Annotated in this window: 13 protein-coding genes; 5 read left to right on the top strand and 8 right to left on the bottom strand. The window is 71.8% G+C overall.

Features of this window, described 5'->3' with window-relative positions; all coding sequences use genetic code 11:
- Nucleotides 1-28: 28 nt before the first annotated feature.
- Complete coding sequence (locus VKK44_RS09595) at nt 29-853, bottom strand: peptidoglycan-binding domain-containing protein (protein ID WP_343446517.1); 825 nt, start codon at nt 851-853, stop codon at nt 29-31.
- Nucleotides 854-960: 107 nt separating this feature from the next.
- Nucleotides 961-2,277, bottom strand: coding sequence for a family 43 glycosylhydrolase (locus tag VKK44_RS09590; RefSeq protein WP_343446516.1), 1,317 nt, complete (start codon nt 2,275-2,277; stop codon nt 961-963).
- Between the two features lie 182 nt (nt 2,278-2,459).
- Between VKK44_RS09590 and VKK44_RS09585 the strand changes: the two genes are divergently transcribed.
- A complete protein-coding gene (locus VKK44_RS09585) occupies nt 2,460-4,592 on the top strand; it encodes a discoidin domain-containing protein (protein ID WP_343446515.1) in 2,133 nt (710 codons plus the stop codon).
- A 55-nt stretch (nt 4,593-4,647) separates the two neighbouring features.
- On the opposite strand, the gene VKK44_RS09580 is transcribed toward VKK44_RS09585, so the two are convergent.
- From VKK44_RS09580 to VKK44_RS09565, 4 genes are all read right to left on the bottom strand, one after another.
- Nucleotides 4,648-5,067, bottom strand: coding sequence for a hypothetical protein (locus VKK44_RS09580; RefSeq protein ID WP_343446514.1), 420 nt, complete (start codon nt 5,065-5,067; stop codon nt 4,648-4,650).
- Between the two features lie 351 nt (nt 5,068-5,418).
- Nucleotides 5,419-6,600 (bottom strand): carbohydrate-binding protein, encoded by a 1,182-nt coding sequence (locus tag VKK44_RS09575; protein ID WP_343446512.1) that lies wholly within the window; start codon nt 6,598-6,600, stop codon nt 5,419-5,421.
- A 19-nt stretch (nt 6,601-6,619) separates the two neighbouring features.
- Entirely contained in the window at nt 6,620-7,888 is a 1,269-nt protein-coding gene (locus tag VKK44_RS09570; protein ID WP_343446510.1) for a chitinase, read from the bottom strand.
- A 141-nt stretch (nt 7,889-8,029) separates the two neighbouring features.
- Nucleotides 8,030-9,580, bottom strand: a complete 1,551-nt coding sequence (locus tag VKK44_RS09565) for a chitinase (RefSeq protein ID WP_343446509.1) — start codon at nt 9,578-9,580, stop codon at nt 8,030-8,032.
- 335 nt (nt 9,581-9,915) lie between these two features.
- Here VKK44_RS09565 and VKK44_RS09560 point away from each other — a divergent pair, with 335 nt between their 5' ends.
- The 4 genes from VKK44_RS09560 (at nt 9,916) to VKK44_RS09545 (ending at nt 18,068) form a co-directional block, all read left to right on the top strand.
- The gene (locus tag VKK44_RS09560; RefSeq protein ID WP_343446507.1) at nt 9,916-12,270 is read left to right on the top strand and encodes an AbfB domain-containing protein; all 2,355 of its coding nucleotides are present in this window, start codon (nt 9,916-9,918) and stop codon (nt 12,268-12,270) included.
- A 191-nt stretch (nt 12,271-12,461) separates the two neighbouring features.
- Entirely contained in the window at nt 12,462-12,821 is a 360-nt protein-coding gene (locus VKK44_RS09555) for an SCP2 sterol-binding domain-containing protein (protein ID WP_343446505.1), read from the top strand.
- 5 nt (nt 12,822-12,826) lie between these two features.
- On the top strand, nt 12,827-14,875 hold the full coding sequence (locus tag VKK44_RS09550; RefSeq protein ID WP_343447726.1) for an amylo-alpha-1,6-glucosidase: 2,049 nt from the start codon (nt 12,827-12,829) through the stop codon (nt 14,873-14,875).
- 496 nt (nt 14,876-15,371) lie between these two features.
- Nucleotides 15,372-18,068, top strand: coding sequence for a sugar-binding protein (locus VKK44_RS09545; RefSeq protein ID WP_343446503.1), 2,697 nt, complete (start codon nt 15,372-15,374; stop codon nt 18,066-18,068).
- A 97-nt stretch (nt 18,069-18,165) separates the two neighbouring features.
- Here the strand turns inward: VKK44_RS09545 and VKK44_RS09540 are convergent, their stop codons facing one another.
- Together VKK44_RS09540 and npdG are read right to left on the bottom strand one after the other, a co-directional pair.
- A complete protein-coding gene (locus VKK44_RS09540; protein ID WP_343446502.1) occupies nt 18,166-18,927 on the bottom strand; it encodes an SDR family NAD(P)-dependent oxidoreductase in 762 nt (253 codons plus the stop codon).
- A gap of 24 nt (nt 18,928-18,951) precedes the next feature.
- On the bottom strand, nt 18,952-19,614 hold the full coding sequence (npdG, locus tag VKK44_RS09535; RefSeq protein ID WP_343446501.1) for an NADPH-dependent F420 reductase: 663 nt from the start codon (nt 19,612-19,614) through the stop codon (nt 18,952-18,954).
- Nucleotides 19,615-19,654: the final 40 nt, after the last annotated feature.

Genomic DNA, 19,654 nt, shown 5'->3' with positions numbered 1-19,654 from the left:
CAGGTCGGGGCGGCCGGCGCCCCGCGGCTCAGAGCGCCCGCTGGTACTCCTCCCAGGTGCGCTTCGGGCTGACCACCGGACCGTCGTCGGGTCCCCGGTTGGCCAGTCCGTTACGGCCCAGGTAGTAGTCGCCGGCCTGGTTCTGGGCACCGGTCGACTGGTCGGTGTCGGCCAACGCGATCGCGTGGATGTGGTATCCCCAGTCGCCCTGGTCCGGGGTCCGGTACCAGGCGGCGAAGCCCACCGTGCGCAGCCGGCGCAGCACGTCGGTCCGGGTCGCCGACGACAGCCCGCTGACCGAGATGTCCAGCGCCCCGCCGCCGTCGTGGGTGCCGGCGGATGCCCCGACGCCCGTGTTGTAGGAGCCCTGGGTGAGGCCGAGCTGACGCCCGAGCAGACGTTCCGCCTCCAGCAGCATCGACCGGGTACGGGTGTTGACCTGCACCCCGCGCATCGTCACGATGCTGCCGGGTGAGATCGACCGGACCACGGTGTAGCGTCCGTCCCCCAGCGACCGCAGCGAGGACGGGCCCGGCAGGCCGGTCGCGTCGAGGCCGGTGTAGCCGAGCGAGCGCTGGTACGCCGCGTACGCGGCGACGGTGCTGGTGCCGAAGTGCCCGTCCACGTACGTCGAGGCCAGCAGCCCCCGGGCCTGCAACGCGCGCTCCACCAGCAGGACGCTGTCCCGGGCACCCTCGGTGAGCGCGGTGTCCGCCCGGCGCGGGTCGATCTGCGCTGCCTTGATCAGGGCTTCCATGTCGACCTCGGGCAGTGCGGCGCCGGCACGCAGCGGTGTGCCGGCACCGACCGCCACCGCCGCCGCCGAGACGAGCAGGCTCCTTCTCGTGATCACGTGGCCTCCGTACTGTGTCGGGATCGGGCCGCCCGGCCGGGCGGCCCGGAAGGCACGGCGAAACCCGGGGGCTCCCGCCCCACGAACGGCTTCACCCGCGCCGACGATCAGGCGATCTCCAGGTAGTCGAGTTCCGCCCAGCGGCTCCGCCGGGTCAGGCGCACCGTGTTCCATCCGGCGTTCAGCACCACGTCCGCGCGGGCCTGCCGCCACGTCTCCCACCCGGTGTTCGGGTACGCGAGCACCTGCGCGCCGCCGCCGTTGACGGTCAACGTGTGCTCGGCGTCGCCGTAGCCGGCGGAGTAGCCGACGTACGCGGTGTAGCCGCCGGCGCGCGGCGCGAAGACGCTGACCTCGACCCAGCTGTCGGCGTCGTCGAGGTACGCCGCCACCTGTCCCTGCGAGGCGGTCGTGGTGCTGCGGACGGCGCAGTGGTTGAGCGTGCCCCGCTCGGCCTCGTAGCGCACCCGGCTGCCCCGCACGACCGGGTAGTCCCCGGCCCAGCCGAGGTCGGCGACGTACATGCCGCGCGCGGAGTAGTCGTTGCGCCACCCGTGGAAGACCAGCCGGTCCCCGCTGGCCTCGCGCACCACGTCCGCGCCGCCCGGCCCGCGCACCGCGCCGTCGAGGCTGGCGGTGGTCAGCAGCGACCGGTACGCCTTGGTGTACGGGCCGGCCAGCGACGTGGCGCTGGCGTAGCTGGTCTGGTAGCCGTCACCGCCGTACCCGCCGAGGGAGTAGAAGAGCACGTAGTGCGAACCCACCCGGGTCAGCACGGGCGCCTCGATGACGCCCGCCTCCTCGGCGCGGCCACTGCGCAGCAGTTCGACCCGGCCGCCCTGGAGCGTCACGCCGTCGGCGGCGACCGCCTGCGCCCACAGGCTCGTCGGCTGCCCGATGGCGTTGCCGTCGTCCTTGTAGAGCAGGTAACGCCGGCCGTCGGTGTCGACGAAGCTGGACGGGTCGATGTCACCGCCCTCGGCGGCGTCGCAGACCAGCGGGCCGGACCCGACCGGGGCGAAGGGGCCGAGCGGTGAGGTCGAGGTGGCCGCGCCGATGCACTGGCGGCCGGCGGCACGGCTGCGCGCGGTGTAGTAGAGCAGGTAGGTGCCGTCGGCCCGGCGGGACACGTCCGGCGCCCAGGTGAGGCCGCCGGAGGCCCAGGCGCCGAGCGTCGGCAGCGCGTCGGCGCGCCGGGTCCACGGGCCGGTGAGCGCCGACGCGGTGGCGACCGGGACGTTGCCGTTGCCGTTGTTCGTCGAGTAGGCGTGATAGGTGCCGCCGACCTTGAGGATGTCGGGGTCCGGGAAGTCGGTGCCGAGCACCAGGGACGGCGCGGTGGTCGCCGCGCCGGCCGGCGCGGCGACGAGCACGCACGACGCGGCGACGAGGGCGGCCAGCAGGTGGGCGAGAGTGCGACGCATGCCCACATGCAACCACAGATGTCGATGCCCAGGTGTGGTGGCGGCGTGGTTCCGGAACCGCCGGATTTCCTTGACACGCGCCTGTCGCGCGCCGAACCTGGTCACCAGGGAGCGCTCTCCATCGCTGGTCACGGCCGACCGGCGAGCCATTCTCCGGCCACCGCCCGCTCCTGGAGACGCCCATGAACCGCCAACCCGTCCGCACCGTCGACCCGCCGACACGTACCCGTCGCCGCCTCACCGCCGCCGCCCTCGCGGCGACACTTCTCGCCACCCTGACCGGCCTCGCCGCCGGTCCGGCCCAGGGCGCCGACCCGCTGCTGTCCCAGGGCCGCCCGGTCACCGCCTCGTCCACGCAGAGCGCCGCCTTCCCCGCCTCGGCGGCGGTGGACGGCGACTCCGGCACCCGGTGGTCAAGCGCCGCCGCCGACCCGCAGTGGCTCAGCGTCGACCTGGGCGCCGCCGCCACCGTCAGCCAGGTGGTGCTCTCCTGGGAGGCCGCCTACGCCACCGCCTACCAGGTGCAGGTCTCCGCGGACGGCGCGACCTGGACGACGCTGCGCGCCGTCACCGGCGGCGACGGCGGCGTCGACACGCTCGCGGTCGCCGGCACCGGACGGTACGTGCGGGTCACCACCACCGCCCGGGGCACCGCGTACGGGGTCTCGCTCTGGGAGTTCCAGGTGTACGGCACGAGCACCGCCACCGGGTGTGACACCACCGGCAACGCCGCGTTGAACCGCCCGGCCACCGCCTCGTCGACCGAGAACGCCGCGCTGCCCGCCTCGGCGGCGGTGGACGGCAACCCCGGCACCCGGTGGTCCAGCGCCGCCGCCGACCCGCAGTGGCTGCGCGTCGACCTCGGCGTCGAGCGCGCCGTCTGCCGGGTCGACCTCACCTGGGAGGCGGCCTACGCGACGGCGTACCAGGTCCAGCTCTCCACCGACGGCGCCACCTGGACCACCGTCTACGCCACCACCACCGGCACCGGCGGCGGTCAACAGCTCACCGTGACCGGTTCCGGCCGCTACCTGCGGGTCCTCGGCACCGCACGGGCCACGGCGTACGGCTACTCGCTCTGGGAACTCGCGGTCCGCACCACCGGCACGACACCGACGACGCCACCCCCGTCCGGCGGTGACGTGCTGCTGTCCTACGGCAAGCCGGCGACCGCCTCGTCCTACCAGGACGACGGCGCCTGCTGGCAGTGCTCACCGGCGCGGGCGTTCGACCTGGATCCGGCCTCACGGTGGGCGACGAGCCCCACCACCGGCTGGGTCGACCCGGGCTGGATCTCGGTGGACCTCGGAGCCACCGCGACCGTGCACCGGGTGGTCCTCCAGTGGGATCCGGCCTACGCCACCGCGTACCAGATCCAGACCTCGACGGACGCGACCACCTGGACCACGATCTACCGCACCACGACCAACCCGGGCTTCCGGCAGGACCTCACCGTCAGCGGCACCGGCCGCTACGTGCGGATGTACGGCACCGCGCGCAGCAACGGCTACGGGTACTCGCTGTGGGAGTTCCAGGTGTACGGCACCGGGGGCGCCCCGACCGCTCCCCCGGCCCGACCCGCCGACCCGACGTTCCCGGCCACCACCCTCGTCTTCGCCGACGAGTTCGACGGACCGGCCGGCGCCCGGCCGGATGCCGCGAGGTGGACCGTCGATCCGGGCACCGGGCAGAACAACGAGTTGCAGTACTACACCGACAACGCCAACGCGGCGATGAACGGCGCCGGCCAACTCGTCATGGAGGCCCGGCGGGAGAACGCCGGCGGACGCGCCTACACCTCGCACCGGATGAACACCGGCACGAAGTTCCAGGTGCAGTACGGCCGGATCGAGGCGCGGATCAGGGTGCCCAAGGGCACCGGCCTCTGGCCGGCGTTCTGGATGATGGGCGGCGACTTCCTCACCGGCCGGCCGTGGCCGTACAACGGCGAGATCGACATCATGGAGATTCTCGGCCGCGACACCTACCGCAGCTACACCACCCTGCACGCGCCCGCCTACAACGGCGGGGGCGGCTACGGCCAGGAGCACGTCTGGACCGTCGACCTGTCCGCCGACTTCCACGTCTACGCGGTCGAGTGGGACAGCCGGGGCATGCGGTTCCTCGTCGACGGCACGCAGGTGTTCTACGCCAGCAAGGAGACGGTGGAGACGACCCGCGGTCCGTGGGTGTTCGACCACCCCTTCTATCTGATCCTCAACCTGGCCGTGGGCGGCGACTGGCCCGGCCCGCCGGACGCGTCGACGCCGTTCCCGGCGCGGATGCTCGTCGACTACGTGCGCGTGTACCGGTGACCGGCGGGGGGTGTGGGCCGGCCGGGGCCGGCCCGCACCCCCCGCCGCGTCGCGGCTAGCCGCGGGCCGGCTGGACGGCGACGTGGAAGTTGAACACCGCGCCGTTGCGGGTGAGGACGAGATTCCACTTCTCGCCGTTCTTGAGCACGGTGGGGTTGGACGTCGGATAGCGCCGCAGGAACCACGTCTCCAACTCCTGCGCCTCGGCGGCGGAGAGCACCCCGACCTGCCCCACCTCCGCCGCGTGGTGCGGCTGCGGGTTGCAGCCGGCGTTGAACCGGTAGCTGGTGTCCCGGTTCCACCGACCGCTGCCGAGCATCGTGACCGTGACCGGACCGGACTGCTGGAAGGCCAACTGCGGGACCGGCGGATCGGCGACGACCACGTCGGGTGGCGTCTCCAGGGACGGGAACGGCACCGCGACCGTCTCGATGATGGCCTGCGACGCCCAGTTGAAATCGACCTCGAACGACATGCCCAACCCCCTGCCCGGAATGCCACGCCCGCCGGCCCGTCGCGGCGGCGCGTCGACGGACCCATCATCGAGCCGCCCGGACAGCGGAGCACGGGCACTGTCCGTGCCCGGACACTGGCGGCCAGGCGACAGCGCCCGGCGCGATTGCCGGGGCGGCGGCGCGTCCGGAGTGGACGTCCACCGCACCGGCAGCGACGGCTCCCGGGGGCGGCCCGTGTGACGGCCGTCCCCGGGAGGGCCGGCGGAACCGGCGTTCTGTCCACGGCCGGTGGGCGAGGTCTCCGGTTCCAGGTTCTGCTCGGTCGCTGAACCATCCACCGGAGACCTCGCCCGTCCGGGCCCGGATCCCGGCTAGAAGCCCGCGGAGATGCGGCTGAACTCCCAGTCACTCTGGGCGATGCCGCTGCAGTTGGACACCACGCCGCCGCCGGCACAGCCGCGATCCCGGTTCACCGCCCAGAAGGTGAAGCGGGCGAGGCCGCTGCTCCTGGCGTAGTCGCGGATCCGCGTCCAGGTCTCCGGGGTGGTGACCTCCTGCTGGTCGGACAGACCGTTCATCCCGGAGATGCCCATGTGCGCGTACGCCGTCTGGTCGTTCCAGCCGAACGTGGACTTCAGTTGGTTCTTCAGGCCCTCCGCGGCGTTGCGGGTGCTGGTGTACATGTCGCTGCCGCCGCCGAAGTCGAACGGCATGATGGTGAAGACGTCCACGTTGGCGTTCAACGCCCGGGCCTGGTTGATCAGCCGGACGCCGTGCACGTTGGGTCCACTCGTGGTCGTGCCGAAGGTGAGAATCGTGGTGACGCCGGGGTTGTTGCGCTTGATGATGCCCAGGGCGCTCACGATGCGGTCGGCGACCGCGTAGTTCTCGAACTCGTCGTAGTTCTCGATGTCGATGTCGATGGCCTTGAGACCGAAGGTGTTGATGACCTTCTGGTAGGCGCCGGCGAGGGCCTCCGGGGTGGAGCAGTTCGGGCCGAGCTTGTTGCCCTGCCAGCCGCCGATCGACGGGACGATCGTCGCGCCGGCCGCCTTGGCCTGGTTGATCCAGGACTCGTGGACGCCGCCGGTCAGGCCGCCCTCACCGTCCCAGACCGGGTTGCAGCCGTTCGCCAGCACGAACGCGACCGTGAACGCGCGGACGCCCTGACCGGTGATGGTCGAGGGCGCCGGCGGGTTGCCCCAGCCGGGGTAGACGTACGGCGCCGCCGCCATCTTGCCGGCCGGCGGCGGGTTGGTCGGGCCGGTGGGCGGCGGGGTGGTCGGGGTGGTGCCGCCGCCGCAGGTGCCCTGGTTGGCCCAGACGTCCCACTGGCCGCTGTGCGTGGCCGGGTTCTCGTTCTGGGTCCACCACTTGGCCTGGTAGTTGACGCCCTGGTAGGACGCCTGACCACCGCCGACGTAGGCCTGGGACGCGGACCAGGTCGGGTAGCAGGCCACGGCCGCGCTCGACGTGGACATGGGGACGATCGCGATCGCGGTGGCGGTGACCGCGATTGCGGCGACGGCCAGGATCTTCTGCCTGAGTTTCATGACACGCTCCGGTGGGGGTTCAGGGCAGGGTGGTGAGGTGCGGGCGGATGGTGTTGGCGAATCCGTTGCCGTTGGTGACGTCCCAGTTGATCGACCAGGTCATCGCGCCACGGATTCCGGGGTAGGTGCGCGGCGGCCTGAAGGAGCCGCAGTTGGTGCCGTAGGCGAGGCAGTCGAGGGCCTGGTTGACCACCGAGGGGTTGACGTAGCCGCCGCCGGCGGCGCTCGGTGCGGCCGGCAGTCCGAGGGAGACCTGGTCCGGCCGGAGCCCGTTCTCGAGCTGGATGCAGGCCAGCGCCACGAGGAAGTTGACCGATCCCTGGCCGTACGCGGCGGTGTTGTCGCAGCCGAGCATCGCGCCGGAGTTGTAGAACTGGGTGTGGACGACGGTCAGGATGTCCTTGATGTTCAGCGCCAACTGGAAGTACTGGGCGCCGGTGCTCTGCATGTCGATCGTCTGCGGTGCCATCGTGATGATCAGGTTGGCGCTCGTCCGGTTGCGGATGTCGCGCAGCGCCTGGGTCATGTACGTCGCGTTGACGCCGTTCTCCAGGTCGATGTCGACACCGTCGAACCCGTAGGTTCCGATGAGGTCGACGATCGAGTTGGCGAAGTTGGTGGCGGCGCTGGAACTGGCGACCGAGATGGTGCCGCGCTCGCCGCCGACGGAGATGATGACCTTCTTGCCGCGCGCGTGCAGGGTGGCGACGTCGTTCTTGAAGTCGGTGTTGGTGTAGCCGCCGAGCGAGGCGCTCAGGCCCGCGTCGATGCCGAAGGACACCGCGCCCGGTGTGCTCGTCGCGTCGGCGAACGCGACCGCGACCAGGTCGTAGGAGGCTGGAACGTCACGGAGCCGGATCTCCTGGGCCGGGTTGTCGAAGTTCTGCCAGTACCCGGTGAGGAAGTGCTTCGGGAGCTGGCCGTTGCCGGTCGGCGGCGGGGTGGTGGGTGGCGGGGTGGTCGGGGGTGGCGGGGTGGTGGGTGGCGGGGTGGTCGGGGGTCGCGAGGTGGGCGGCGGGGTGGTGGGGGTGGTGCCGCCGCCGCAGGTGCCCTGGTTGGCCCAGACGTCCCACTGGCCGCTGTGCGTGGCCGGGTTGTCGTTCTGGGTCCACCACTTGGCCTGGTAGTTGACGCCCTGGTAGGACGCCTGGCCGCCGCCGACGTACACGGCGGACGACGACCAGGTGGGGTAGCACGCGGCGGCTGCGGAGGCGGACGACGCCAGATGGACGGAGGTGGCACCGGCGGCCAGGACGGCGGCCAGGGCGAGCAGGACGGGACGGCGCATGAGTGAGGTGGGCCTTCCGGAGGGGGTCGGAGCCGGGGAACCAATTATTAGGAGTGTTAACAGTAAAGGTCCAGAGTTAGACCATCTTGAATTTCTGACCGAGGAGTGCCAGGGGGTCGTCGAGGGTCGGGCACCGTCGGGTCAGGGCAGCGCCTTGAGGAACGGGCCGTGGTTGAGCCGGAACTCCCAGGAGTAGTACCGGTCCCAGTTGATGGACCAGGTCATCAGGCCCCGGAAGGAGGGGTTGGTGCCGCTGCGGGGGCTGTATCCGCCGCAGTTCTGGCCTCGAACGAGGCAGGTGACCGCCTGTTGCACGCCGGCGGGGGCGAGGTAGCCGTTGCCGGCGCTGGTGGAGGAGGGTGCGCCGAACGCGACCTGGTCCTCGCGCAGCGCGGGGAAGACGGCGTTGGCGTTCCCGGCGACGGGGAAGCCGGCCAGCAGCATGTCCGTCATCGCGATGTGGAAGTCGGCGCTGCCCATCGTGTGGTACTGGCCGTCGAGCCCGACGATGGGGCCGGAGTTGTAGTCCTGGACGTGCAGGACGGTGAGGATGTCGCGTAGCGCGTGGATCACCGGCAGGTAGGACCCGGCCCTGGGGTCCTGGCCGCCCCACGGGCCGGAGCCGTAGAACTGGTAGCCGAGCTGCACGAAGAACGTCTCCGGGGCCATGGTGAGCACGAAGCCGCTGCCGTAGCGCTGCTTGAGGGTGCGGATCGCCGAGATCAGGTTCACCACGACCGGCGTGGTCGGGTTGCGGAAGTCGGTGTCGCCGGTGTCGAGGTAGAGGGAGTGGCCCTCGAAGTCGATGTCCAGGCCGTCGAGGCCGTACCGGTCGATGATCGCCGACACCGAGCGGACGAACGTGTCCCGGGCGGCGGTCGTGGTGAGTTGCACCTGTCCGTTCTGGCCCCCGATGGACAGCAGCACCTTCTTGCCCTGCTGTTGCTTGGCGCGGATCGCGGCGACGAACTGGGCCTCGGTCTCCACGGTGGGGCACTCGGCGACCGGGCAGAGCTGGAAGCGGATGTCGCCGGAGGTGACGGAGGTGGGCTCGCCGAAGGCGAGGTTGATGACGTCCCAGTCCGCGGGCACGTCGGCCATCCGCAGGTACCCGGCGCCGTTGGCGAAGCTGGCGTGCAGGTAGCCGATCAGGGCATGCTTCGGCAGCCCGGTGTTCGGCGGACTGGTGGGCGGCGGGGTTGTCGGCGGCACGGTGGTGGGCGGTGTCGTGGTCGGTGGCGGTGTCGTGGGCGGGGCGGTGGTGGGCGGTGTCGTGGTGGGGGGTGCGCCACCCCCGCACGGCGCGCCGTTGAGTGTGCAGTCGACGGGCGAGCCGGAGCCGGTGGCCAGGAAGCCGAACGACACCGACGCGCCGGGGGCCAGCGTGCCGTTCCAGGAGCGGTTGGTGAAGGTGTGCCGCTGTCCGACGCTGGTGACCGTGGCGTCCCAGTACGAGCCGAGGGTGGTGCCCGCCGGAAGCGTGACGGCGACCTGCCAGCCGGTGATCGTGCTCGACCCGCCGTTGGTGATGGTGTAACGGCCCTCCCAGCCGGTGCCCCAGTCGGAGGTCTTGGTGAACGTGGCCGTCGGACCGGCGGCCAGGGCCGGATCGGCGAGGGTCAGGGTCGCCGCGGCGGCGGTGACCAGGGCCGCCAGGGCGGCCAGGAACGGTGTTCGGAATCTGCGCGCCATCCGGTCCTCCCGAGAGGTGCCCGCCCGAGGGGTATCGACGGGAGGCTAATTATTAGGTTTGTTAACTGAAGTTGTCCAGGGGTGCGGCGCCGTCGCCTTGCCGCACCGCCACGGTTTGCCTCACTCCCCCGAGCACCTGGGAACGGCTTGCCGGCCCGACGGTTGACGCGATGCGACATATCGATGGATGAGGATTGACGGGTTGTCCGTCAGGGCTCTATAACGTCATACAGACGGCAGCGACGTCGGGACCGACCTGACCTGATCGGCCGCCGGACACCCGCCAGCCGCCGGCGGCGCAGCTCGGCCCTGACGGCCCGTCCGATGGAGACGGCATGACACGTCCCGATCCCGTCCGCCTCGCCGCACCCCTCCTGGCCGTTCTCACCCTGGTCGCCGGCCTGCTCACCACGCCGGCCGCGCCGGCGCGCGCCGTGCCGGCCAAGAGCCCGCCGCTGACCACCCCCTGGACCGCCCAGGCCCTCGACGGCGTGCCGCTGCCGGACTACCCGCGACCGCAGATGACCCGGCCGGAGTGGCTCAACCTGAACGGCGAATGGCAGCTACGCCAATCCGCCACCGACGACGCCCCACCGTTCGACACCGATCTGCCCGAGCGGGTCAACGTGCCGTTCCCGGTGGAGAGCGCACTGTCCGGGGTGCGCCGCGCTGCCGGCGACAGCCGCAACTACCTGTTCTACCGGCGGGCCGTGACGGTGCCCGAGAGCTGGGGCGGACGCCGGGTGCTGCTCCACTTCGGCGCCGTCGACTGGCAGACCACCGTCTGGGTCAACGGCGCCGCGGTCGGTGGTCACACCGGCGGCTACGACGCCTTCACCTTCGATGTCACCGCGCGGTTGCGGAGCGGCGCGAACGAGATCGTGGTGAAGGTGTGGGACCCGACGGACAGCCGGCAGAACGGCAGTCTGCCGCCGATCGGCAAGCAGACCAGGCAGCCCGGTGGGATCTTCTACACGCCGAGCTCGGGCATCTGGCAGACGGTGTGGTTGGAACCGGTGCCGACGGCGTCGATCAGCAGCGTCGACCTCTACCCGAGCCTGGCCGACAACACCCTCCGCGTCCGGGTCTTCACGCGCGGGGACGTCACCGGTCACCAGGTCCTGGCCGAAGCGCTCAACGGCACCACCGTGGTCGGCTCCGCCACCGGCGGCTTCGCCGAGTTCAAGGTGCCCGTGCCGAGCGCCCGTCGCTGGTCCCCCGACGACCCGTTCCTCTACAACCTGCGCATCACCCTGCGCAATGCCGCGGGCGGTCAGGTCGACCGGACCACGCACTACTTCGGCATGCGCGAGATCAGCACCGGCGTGGTCAACGGTGTTCTGCGGCCCATGCTCAACGGCCAGTTCGTCTTCCAGACCGGCACGCTGGACCAGGGGTTCTGGCCGGACGGGCTCTACACCGCACCCACCGACGCGGCGCTCGCCTTCGACCTGCAGAAACACAAGGACCTCGGCTTCAACATGGTGCGCAAGCACATCAAGGTCGAACCGCAGCGCTGGTTCTACCACGCCGACCGGCTCGGTCTGCTGGTGTGGCAGGACATCCCGTCACTGACCGCGCAGGACATCAACGCGACCGACGCGCAGCAGGCGCAGCTCGAAGCCGAGACCCGCGAGATCGTGGACGAGCATCGCAGCTCGCCGGCCGTCGTGACCTACACCGTCTACAACGAGGGATGGGGGGAGCGTGCGCTGGCCGACACGCGCCGGGTCGCCGGGAACGTGAAGAACCAGGACCCGACCCGGCTGGTCAACGCGCACAGCGGATACAACTGCTGTCAGTCGTTGGGCGATCCGGGCAACGGCGACATCAACGACTGGCACGTCTATCTGGGTCCGGACTCGCCGGTGCCGTCGAGCAGCCGGATCGCCGTGCTCGGCGAGTTCGGCGGCCTGGGCCTGCGCGCGCCCGGACACGAGTGGAGCCCGAACGGGAACTTCTTCGCGTACGAGTGGCAACCGGACTCCACCGCGCTGACCGACCGCTACGTCGGCCTGGTGCAGGGCACGCAGAACCTGATGCTCGGCAAGGGGCTGAGCGCCTCGGTCTACACCGAGATCGCCGACCAGGAGGGTGAGCTGAACGGATTCCTCACCTACGACCGGCAGGTGGTCAAGATGGACCAGGCCCGGGTACGCGCCGCCAACCTGTCCCTCATCGACGCGTCGAGATCCATCGGCAGCTCGGCGCCGGTGGCGCTGCCACTGAACACCCGGCGTTCCCTACAGGTGACGACTCCCGGGCTCACCAACCGGTTCCTGCGGCATCGGGACGGCCTCGCCTACACCGAGGTCGTGGACGGGAACAGCTCGGCGTTGCTCAGGAACGACGCGACCTACACGGTCCGGGCAGGTCTGGCCGACGCGGCGTGCTATTCGTTCGAGTCGGTCAACTTCCCCGGGCAGTTCCTCCGGCACCAGGACTCGCGCGTGCGCAACTCGCCGAACGACGGCTCGGCGCTGCTGCGCGCGGATGCGACCTGGTGCGCCCGGGTCGGGGTCACCGGGAGCGGGATTTCGTTGGAGTCCTACAACTTCCGCGGCAGGTACCTGCGGCACTACAACGCCGAGGTCTGGCTGAGCAACGGCACGGGCGGCGAGGTGTGGAACTCACCCGCGCTGTGGGCCGCGGACAGCACCTGGAACATCACGACACCCTGGGCGCCCTGAGAGGCACGGAACCGCCTCGGTGTCCTCGACCCCCGCGACCGGGACGGGACGGCCCGGGCGGGATGGACGGGTTCCGCAGATCGCTCCATGTGCGTGGTTTCCGCCCGCTCCGACGGCGTGCCCGGTGTTAGAGCCAGCCCGGGGCGGGTAGCCGACGCCGGCCAGGCACCGGTGGCAGCGAGGAGGTCCGGGTGACGTCGATCGACGCCTTCTTCGACGGTCTGGGTCGCAACGGCTCCGACGAGCGGCTCGTCAAGGTCAGCGGCAGCGTGCGGTTCGACATCCGCGACGACCGAGGGGTACGCCACCGGCGGCTCGACATCGACCACGGGCGGCTGCGGGTCACCGAGGACGACGGCCCCGCCACCACGGTCATCACCCTCTCCGAACAGACCGCCGTGGCGATGGTGGCCGGCGGGATGAACGGGCTGGCGGCGATCGCCCGGGGCGAGATCATGGTCGACGGTGACCTCGCGCTGGCACTGCGGATCGGACGGCTGTTCCCCGCGCCCGTGACGGCGGCCGGCCGGCAGGGTGGAGGCGCCGCGTGAGGGACGTGCCGGGCACCGTGTCCTGCATCGACGGGAACACGTTCGTCGTCTCCGACAGCAGTGGGGACATCGAGGCCTCGTCGGCCGCGCCGGTGGGCCTGTTCACCGCCGACTCGCGCTACCTGTCCCGGTGGGTGCTCACCATCGACGGCGAGCGGATGACCGCCCTCTCGGTGGACGACAGCCAGTACTTCGAGGTGGCGTTCTTCCTCGTGCCCGGCGGCCGGATGGACTACGTCCAGGCGGACGTGTCCGCGATCCGACGACGCCGCATCGGCGCCGACCTGGTCGAGACCGTCACCGTCTTCAACTACGGCGAGTCGGACCTCGACCTCGCGGTGCGTCTAGAGGTGGCCGCCGACTTCGCCGACATCTTCGAGATCAAGTTCGCTGCCGACGCGAAGGTGGGCGAACGCTACGCGCACGTCACCCCCGACGAGCTACGGCTGGGCTATCGCCGTGCCACCTTCCAACGGGAGGTCGTCCTCACGGCCAGCCAGCCGGCGACCTTCACCCCGGAGCACCTCGACTTCCCGGTCCGGCTGGACGCCGGATCCAGTTGGACGGTCGAGGTGAGGGCCGAGATGAGAGCGCCGCGACCCGACGGCGTCGACCTGCGGGCCGGGCTCCGGGTCCACCGGCCCGACGCGTCGACCCTGCCCGACAGCGTACGTGCCTGGGTGGCGGCGGCTCCGACCCTGGACACCGACAGCCCGGTGCTGCGCCAGGTCTACCAACGCAGTCTGGTGGACCTGGCGGCGTTGCGGTTCGCGCCGCTCTCACTCGGCGGCGCCACCGTGCCGGCCGCCGGGCTGCCCTGGTTCATGACCCTGTTCGGCCGGGACAGTCTGCTCACCTGTCTGCAGGCGCTGCCGTTCACACCGTCCCTGGCACCGGCCACCCTGCGGATCCTGGCCTCGCTTCAGGGCGCGCGCACCGACGACGTGCTGGAGGAGGATCCCGGCCGGATCCTGCACGAGCTGCGCTACGGCGAGTCAGCGGCCTTCGAGGAGCAACCCCACTCGCCGTACTACGGCACCGTGGACGCCACCCCGCTGTTCCTGGTGCTGCTCGACGAGTACGAGCGGTGGAGCGGTGACGCGGACCTCGTCCGCGAGCTGGAACAGGAGGCGCGCGCCGCGCTCGACTGGCTGGACCAGCACGCCGACCTCACCGGCGCCGGCTACGTCTCGTACGAACGCCGCAACCGCTCCACCGGCTTGGACAACCAGTGCTGGAAGGACTCGTGGGACAGCATCACCTACGCCGACGGCCGGCTCCCGGGTTTCCCCCGTTCGACGTGTGAGACCCAGGGTTACGCCTACGACGCCAGGATCCGCGCGGCCCGGCTGGCGCGTACCTTCTGGCACGACCCGGCCCTGGCCGAGCACCTGGAGAACCAGGCGGCGGCGTTGTACGACCGGTTCAACCGCGACTTCTGGCTGGAGGACCGCGGCTACTACGCCCTCGCGCTCGACGGCGACGGCACGCCGGTGGACAGCCTGACCTCCAACATCGGACATCTCCTGTGGAGTGGCATCGTCCCGCCGGAGCGCGCCGGCCGGGTCGCCGAACTCCTGATGAGTCCCGCGCTGTTCTCCGGCTGGGGTGTCCGCACGCTGGCCGAGGGGCAGAGCCGCTACAACCCGCTGGGCTACCACACCGGGACCGTGTGGCCGTTCGACAACTCGTTCATCGCCTGGGGCCTGCGTCGGTACGGCCTGACCGAGGAGGCGGGCCGCATCGCCGAAGGCATCATCGAGGCAGCGGGCTTCTTCGAGGGCCGCCTGCCCGAGGCGTTCGGCGGCTTCGACCGCCGGACCACCCGGTATCCGGTCCGCTACCCGACCGCCGGCAGCCCGCAGGCCTGGTCCAGCGGCGCGTCGCTGCTCCTGCTGCGCACCATGCTGGGCATGGAGCCCCACGAGGACCACCTCGCCACCACCCCGGCGCTCCCGCCCGCCTTCGAGCGGATCACCCTGCTGGACATTCCCGGCCGCTGGGGCAAGCTCGACGCCTTCGCGCGCCGCCGACCGGGTCCGGCGAGTCCGTGAGGGGCCACGCCCGCGAGCCGTTCCGGGCTCGTACGTCGGTCGGTCGGGCGCGGTAGCCGATCCCGCTCCACCACGTCAGTCATGGTTATTTCATACGGCGAACGAATTAACGAGTCAAGTAGCCGAACGGCTGATGCTTCCCACCCCCCACGCGTATTGCCCAGCAAAAACGTGGCCGACGCCCACCATGACGGTCCGTCAGCCAGACCCCACTCCTCCCGTCTGGAGGCCCCCAGGGGCGTCTACTTGTTTTCTTCTGGAAATTAAGAAAGTCTTTGCAAAGCATTGACGCGCCACCGCGCCGGTCCCTAGCGTCACCGGCGAAGGCCTTCCAGTGTGTACGGACCGCCGTGCTGCTGGCACCCGTCCCACGCCTCTACTCCATGCCTGCCGCCTCTGGCGGCCCCACTTACGGTCCACCCGCGACCCGACGTCGGCGCAGCCGTGCCCGACGTCGCCGGCCGCTGCGCGGACGTCGCACCACGAAAGGATCTGCATGCGCATCAAGGCGTTCCTGCTACCCACGGCGCTCGCCCTGGCCCTGTCCGGGACACCGGTCGTCGCCCACGCCGCACCCACCACCAACCGCCCGGCCGACGCGGTCGACCTGGACGTCCTCTTCGTCAGCGCGCACCCCGACGACGAGGCCGGCAGCCTCGCCACCCTCGGCCAGTGGAAGGAGAGGTACGGCGCCAAGGCCGGCGTCGTCACGATCACCCGCGGTGAGGGCGGAGGCAACGCCGTCGGCCTGGAGGAGGGACCGCCGCTGGGCATCATCCGGGAGCGCGAGGAGCGCACCGCGATCGGCAAGGCCGGGGTGGAGAATCTCTACAACCTCGACCGCGTCGACTTCTGGTACACGGCCTCGGCGCCCCTGTCGGAACAGATCTGGGGACACGACGAGACGCTGGGCCAGATCGTCCGGGTGATCCGGCAGACCCGGCCCGAGATCCTGATGACGATGAACCCGTCCCCCACCCCCGGCAACCACGGCAACCACCAGCAGGCCGCCCGGTTCGCCGCCGAGGCGTTCCACGCCGCCGCCGACCCCACCGCCTTCCCCGAGCAGCTCACCCGGGAAGGGCTCGCGCCGTTCCGGGCGGCGAAGCTGCTGCGTACCGGCGGCAGCGGCACCTCGTCGGCCGGGCCGCAGTGCGCCTCCAGCTTCGTCCCGGCGGTCCCCACCGATCAGGTGTTCGGCGTCTGGGAGGGCGCTCGCGCCGCCGACGGCCGGACCTGGGCCGAGATCGAGGTCGAGGCCCGCCGGGAGTACGTCACCCAGGGCTGGGCGAACACCGCCGCCGCCCCCACCGACCCCGCCGCGATCCGCTGCGACTTCTACACCCTGGTCGACAGCCGCGTCCCGTACGACCCGTCGGACACCTCACCCGAGGCGATCCTGCGCGGCTCGGTGCTGCCCCCGGCCGCCGGCGGGCTGCCCCGCGGCACCGAGTTCCAGCTGACCGCCGACCGGTTCGACCTCGCCCCCGGGCAGAGCGTCGAGGTCACCGCGCACGTACGGGCGCCCCGTGACCGGGCGCTGACCGCGCCCCGGGTCGCGCTGCGACTGCCCGAGGGCTGGACCGCCACCGGTTCCGGCGCGCTACGCGGCGCCGTCCCGGCCGGCAAGGAGCGTACGGCCACCTTCACCGTGACCGTCCCCGCCGGCAGCGACACCAACGTCCAGCACCTGCTCGGCGCGTCGCTCACCACCGGCCGGGGCACCGGCCGTACGGACCGCGCCGTCCGGGTGGTCGCCGACGTGCGCGGCACCCTGGAGCCGCTGCCCGAGGTCGGACTGTTCCGCAGCTGGGCCGGCGACAGCGGCTACCCGCAGTTGGACACCCTGATCAAGCCGGTGCTGACCATCGGCTCCGGCAAGAGCCGGACCGTCCGGGTCGACCTGCGCAACCACGGCCGGACGCCGCAGAGCGGCGCCGTCACCCTCGGCCTGCCGGCCGGTTTCACGGCGGACGCGGCGACGAAGAGCTACACCGACCTGGCGCCGGGCGCCACCGGCGCGGTCACCTTCACCGTCACCAACAGCAACGCCGGCCTGCCGACCGCCAACGAGGGCGGCGACGGCGGCGACTACGGAATCACCATCACCACCACCAGCGGCACCGGCAGCACCGTGGAGACCGGCGCCCTGGAGATCGTGCCGACCAGTGTGGTCCCGCGCGCCGGGCAGGACCACTCCGTCGACGGGGTGGCCAGCCCCGGCGAGTACCCCGGCGAGGAACTGGACCTCTCCCGCATCTGGGAGGGACAGGCCACCACCCCGCAGGACGCCTCGGCCACCGGGCGGATCGCCTGGACCGAGGACTCCCTCGTCGTCTTCGTCCAGGTCACCGACGACGTCCTCGGCAAGAAGGTGGTGCCCCAGGACTGCAAGCGGCAGCGGCGTACCGACAGCGTCGAGATCATCGTCGACCCGAAGGGGAACTCGTCGGACACCTCGACCGTGTTCAAGGCGGGCATCTTCCCGGTCACCGACGACCCCGCCAACGGTGACCCGCCGTGCTGGCAGCGGGACGCCGACAACCGGCAGGGACCGGGTGCCACGACCGCCCCCGGGATGACCGTGGTCAGCAAGGTGACCGCGCCGTACACCGGTTACACGATCGAGGCCCGCATCCCGTTCGCGGTGCTGCCCGACGCGATCGACCCGTCGCGGATGGGCTTCAACGTGCTGGTCTACGACTCGGACACCCAGGACCTCAGCTCCCAGTCCCGGCTGGGCTGGTCCACGTTCACCGGCGTCCGGGCCGACCCGTACCGGTACGGACTGGTCACCCTGCCCGGCCTCACCCCGGCGTCCCGCCAGCCCACCGCCCCCGTCTTCCCGGACACCGCCGCGCGCAGCGTGCACAGCGCGCAGACCATCGCCCAGTCGGCGGTGGACGGCGTCGCACCGGCCGCCGTGGCCCGACTGCCGGAACGGGCGCTGCGACTGACCGGCCAGCGACAGGTGGCCGGTGGCGTGCGGGTGACCGTCCAGGCCGACCGCGCCGGCACGGCGTACCTGCACACCTCCGACGGGGACCGGTCGCTCGGTGAGCGCACGGTGCAGCTACGCCCCGGGCACCCGGTCACCGTCCTGGTGCCGGTGACCGGTGGCACGCCCAGCGCCGTCCTGGCCGCCTTCGAAAGCGGCGGCGCCGCGCTCGCCCGCCAGGTGCCGTTGACCTGACCCGCGCGCGCCGGACCCCCCAGCCGATCGGCTGGGGGGTCCGGCGTCGGCAGGCGGCACGCCGGGCCGTGCGTGACGGGCGGCGGCAGACCTGGGCTCAGCGGGGAGACATGCGCAACGCGCCGTCGAGGCGGATCACCTCGCCGTTGAGGTAGTCGTTGCCGATGATGGACAGCACGAGAGCGGCGTGTTCGCCGGGCTCGCCGAGCCGGCTCGGGAACGGCACTCCGGCGCCCAGCCCGGCCCGGAACTCCGGCGAGACGGTCCGCATCATCGGCGTCAGCATGATGCCCGGCGCGATCGTCATCACCCGGATGCCCTGCTGGGCGAGGTCGCGGGCGGCGGGCAGGGTGAGTGCCACCACGCCTCCCTTGGACGACGCGTACGCCGCCTGACCGACCTGGCCCTCGTAGGCGGCGACCGACGCGGTGTTCACGATCACGCCCCGCTGCCCGTGCCGGTCGGGCGTGGTCTCCGCGATGCGCTCCGCGGCCAGCGTCAGCACGGTGAACGTGCCGATCAGGTTGACCTGGACGACCCGGGCGAACAGGTCCAGGTCGTGGGCGCCCCGCCGGCCGAGGATCCGCTGTGACGGGGCGATGCCGGCGCAGTTCACCACGGTCCGCAGCGGTTCCCCGCCACCGGCCGCGCGGTCCACCGCCGCGCGGACCGCGGCCGGGTCGCACACGTCGACGTCGGCGTACCGTACGCCGGCCGGCGCGTCACGGACGGCGGCGACGGCCGGTCCGAGGTCGAAGCCGTGCACGGTGGCACCGGCGGCGGCCAACGCGGCGGCCGTGGCCGCGCCCAGGCCGGACGCGGCGCCGGTGACGATCGCGGCGGTACGGGCGAGCTCCATCAGGCGTGCTCCTTCTGCCGCAGGTCACACGTCGGTGACACGCAGGCCCGCATGGGCCCGGTAGCGCCGGTTGACCGAGATGAGGTTGGCGGTGAACGCCTCGACCTGGCGCGCGTTGCGCAGCCGGCCGCCGTAGACGCCGCGCACGCCGGGAATCACGGCGGCGAGGTCCTGGACCAGGTCGGTGGCCTCTCGGTCGTCACCGAGCACGAGGACGTCGGTGTCGACGGTGTCGAGGGAGGGATCCTCCAGGATCACGGCGGAGACGTGGTGGAACGCGCCGACGACCCGTGCCCCGACCAGGATCGTGGCGGCCTGCTGGGCCGCGGAGCCCGCCGGGACGTCGAGCGCGTAGGGACCCTGCTTGTCGAAGCCCAACGGGTTCACGCAGTCGACCACGATCTTCCCGACCAGCGCGGGGGCGAGTTCGGTGAGCAGTTCGGCGTGGCCGGCCCACGGCACGGCGACCACGACGATGTCGCCGGCGACCGCCGCGTCGGCGTTCGACAGGCCCCGCACGCGGCCGGGCAACGCCGCGGCCGTCTCCGCCGCGCGGTCGGCGGCACGCGAGCCCAGCACCACGTCGAGCCCGGCCGCGGCGAAGCGACGGGCCAGCCCACGCCCCTGCGGGCCGGTGCCGCCGAGCACGGCGACGGTCCGGCCGAGAAGTGCCTCGCTGACGGTCATGCGGTGTCCTTCCGCCACCCGGTGCCGGGTGGGAGGTCAG

It is taken from the genome of Micromonospora sp. DSM 45708, assembly GCF_039566955.1.
Lineage (GTDB): Bacteria > Actinomycetota > Actinomycetes > Mycobacteriales > Micromonosporaceae > Micromonospora.
The sequence above is the reverse complement of the archived record's forward strand: the minus strand, read 5'-3'. Positions and strand labels throughout refer to the sequence as shown.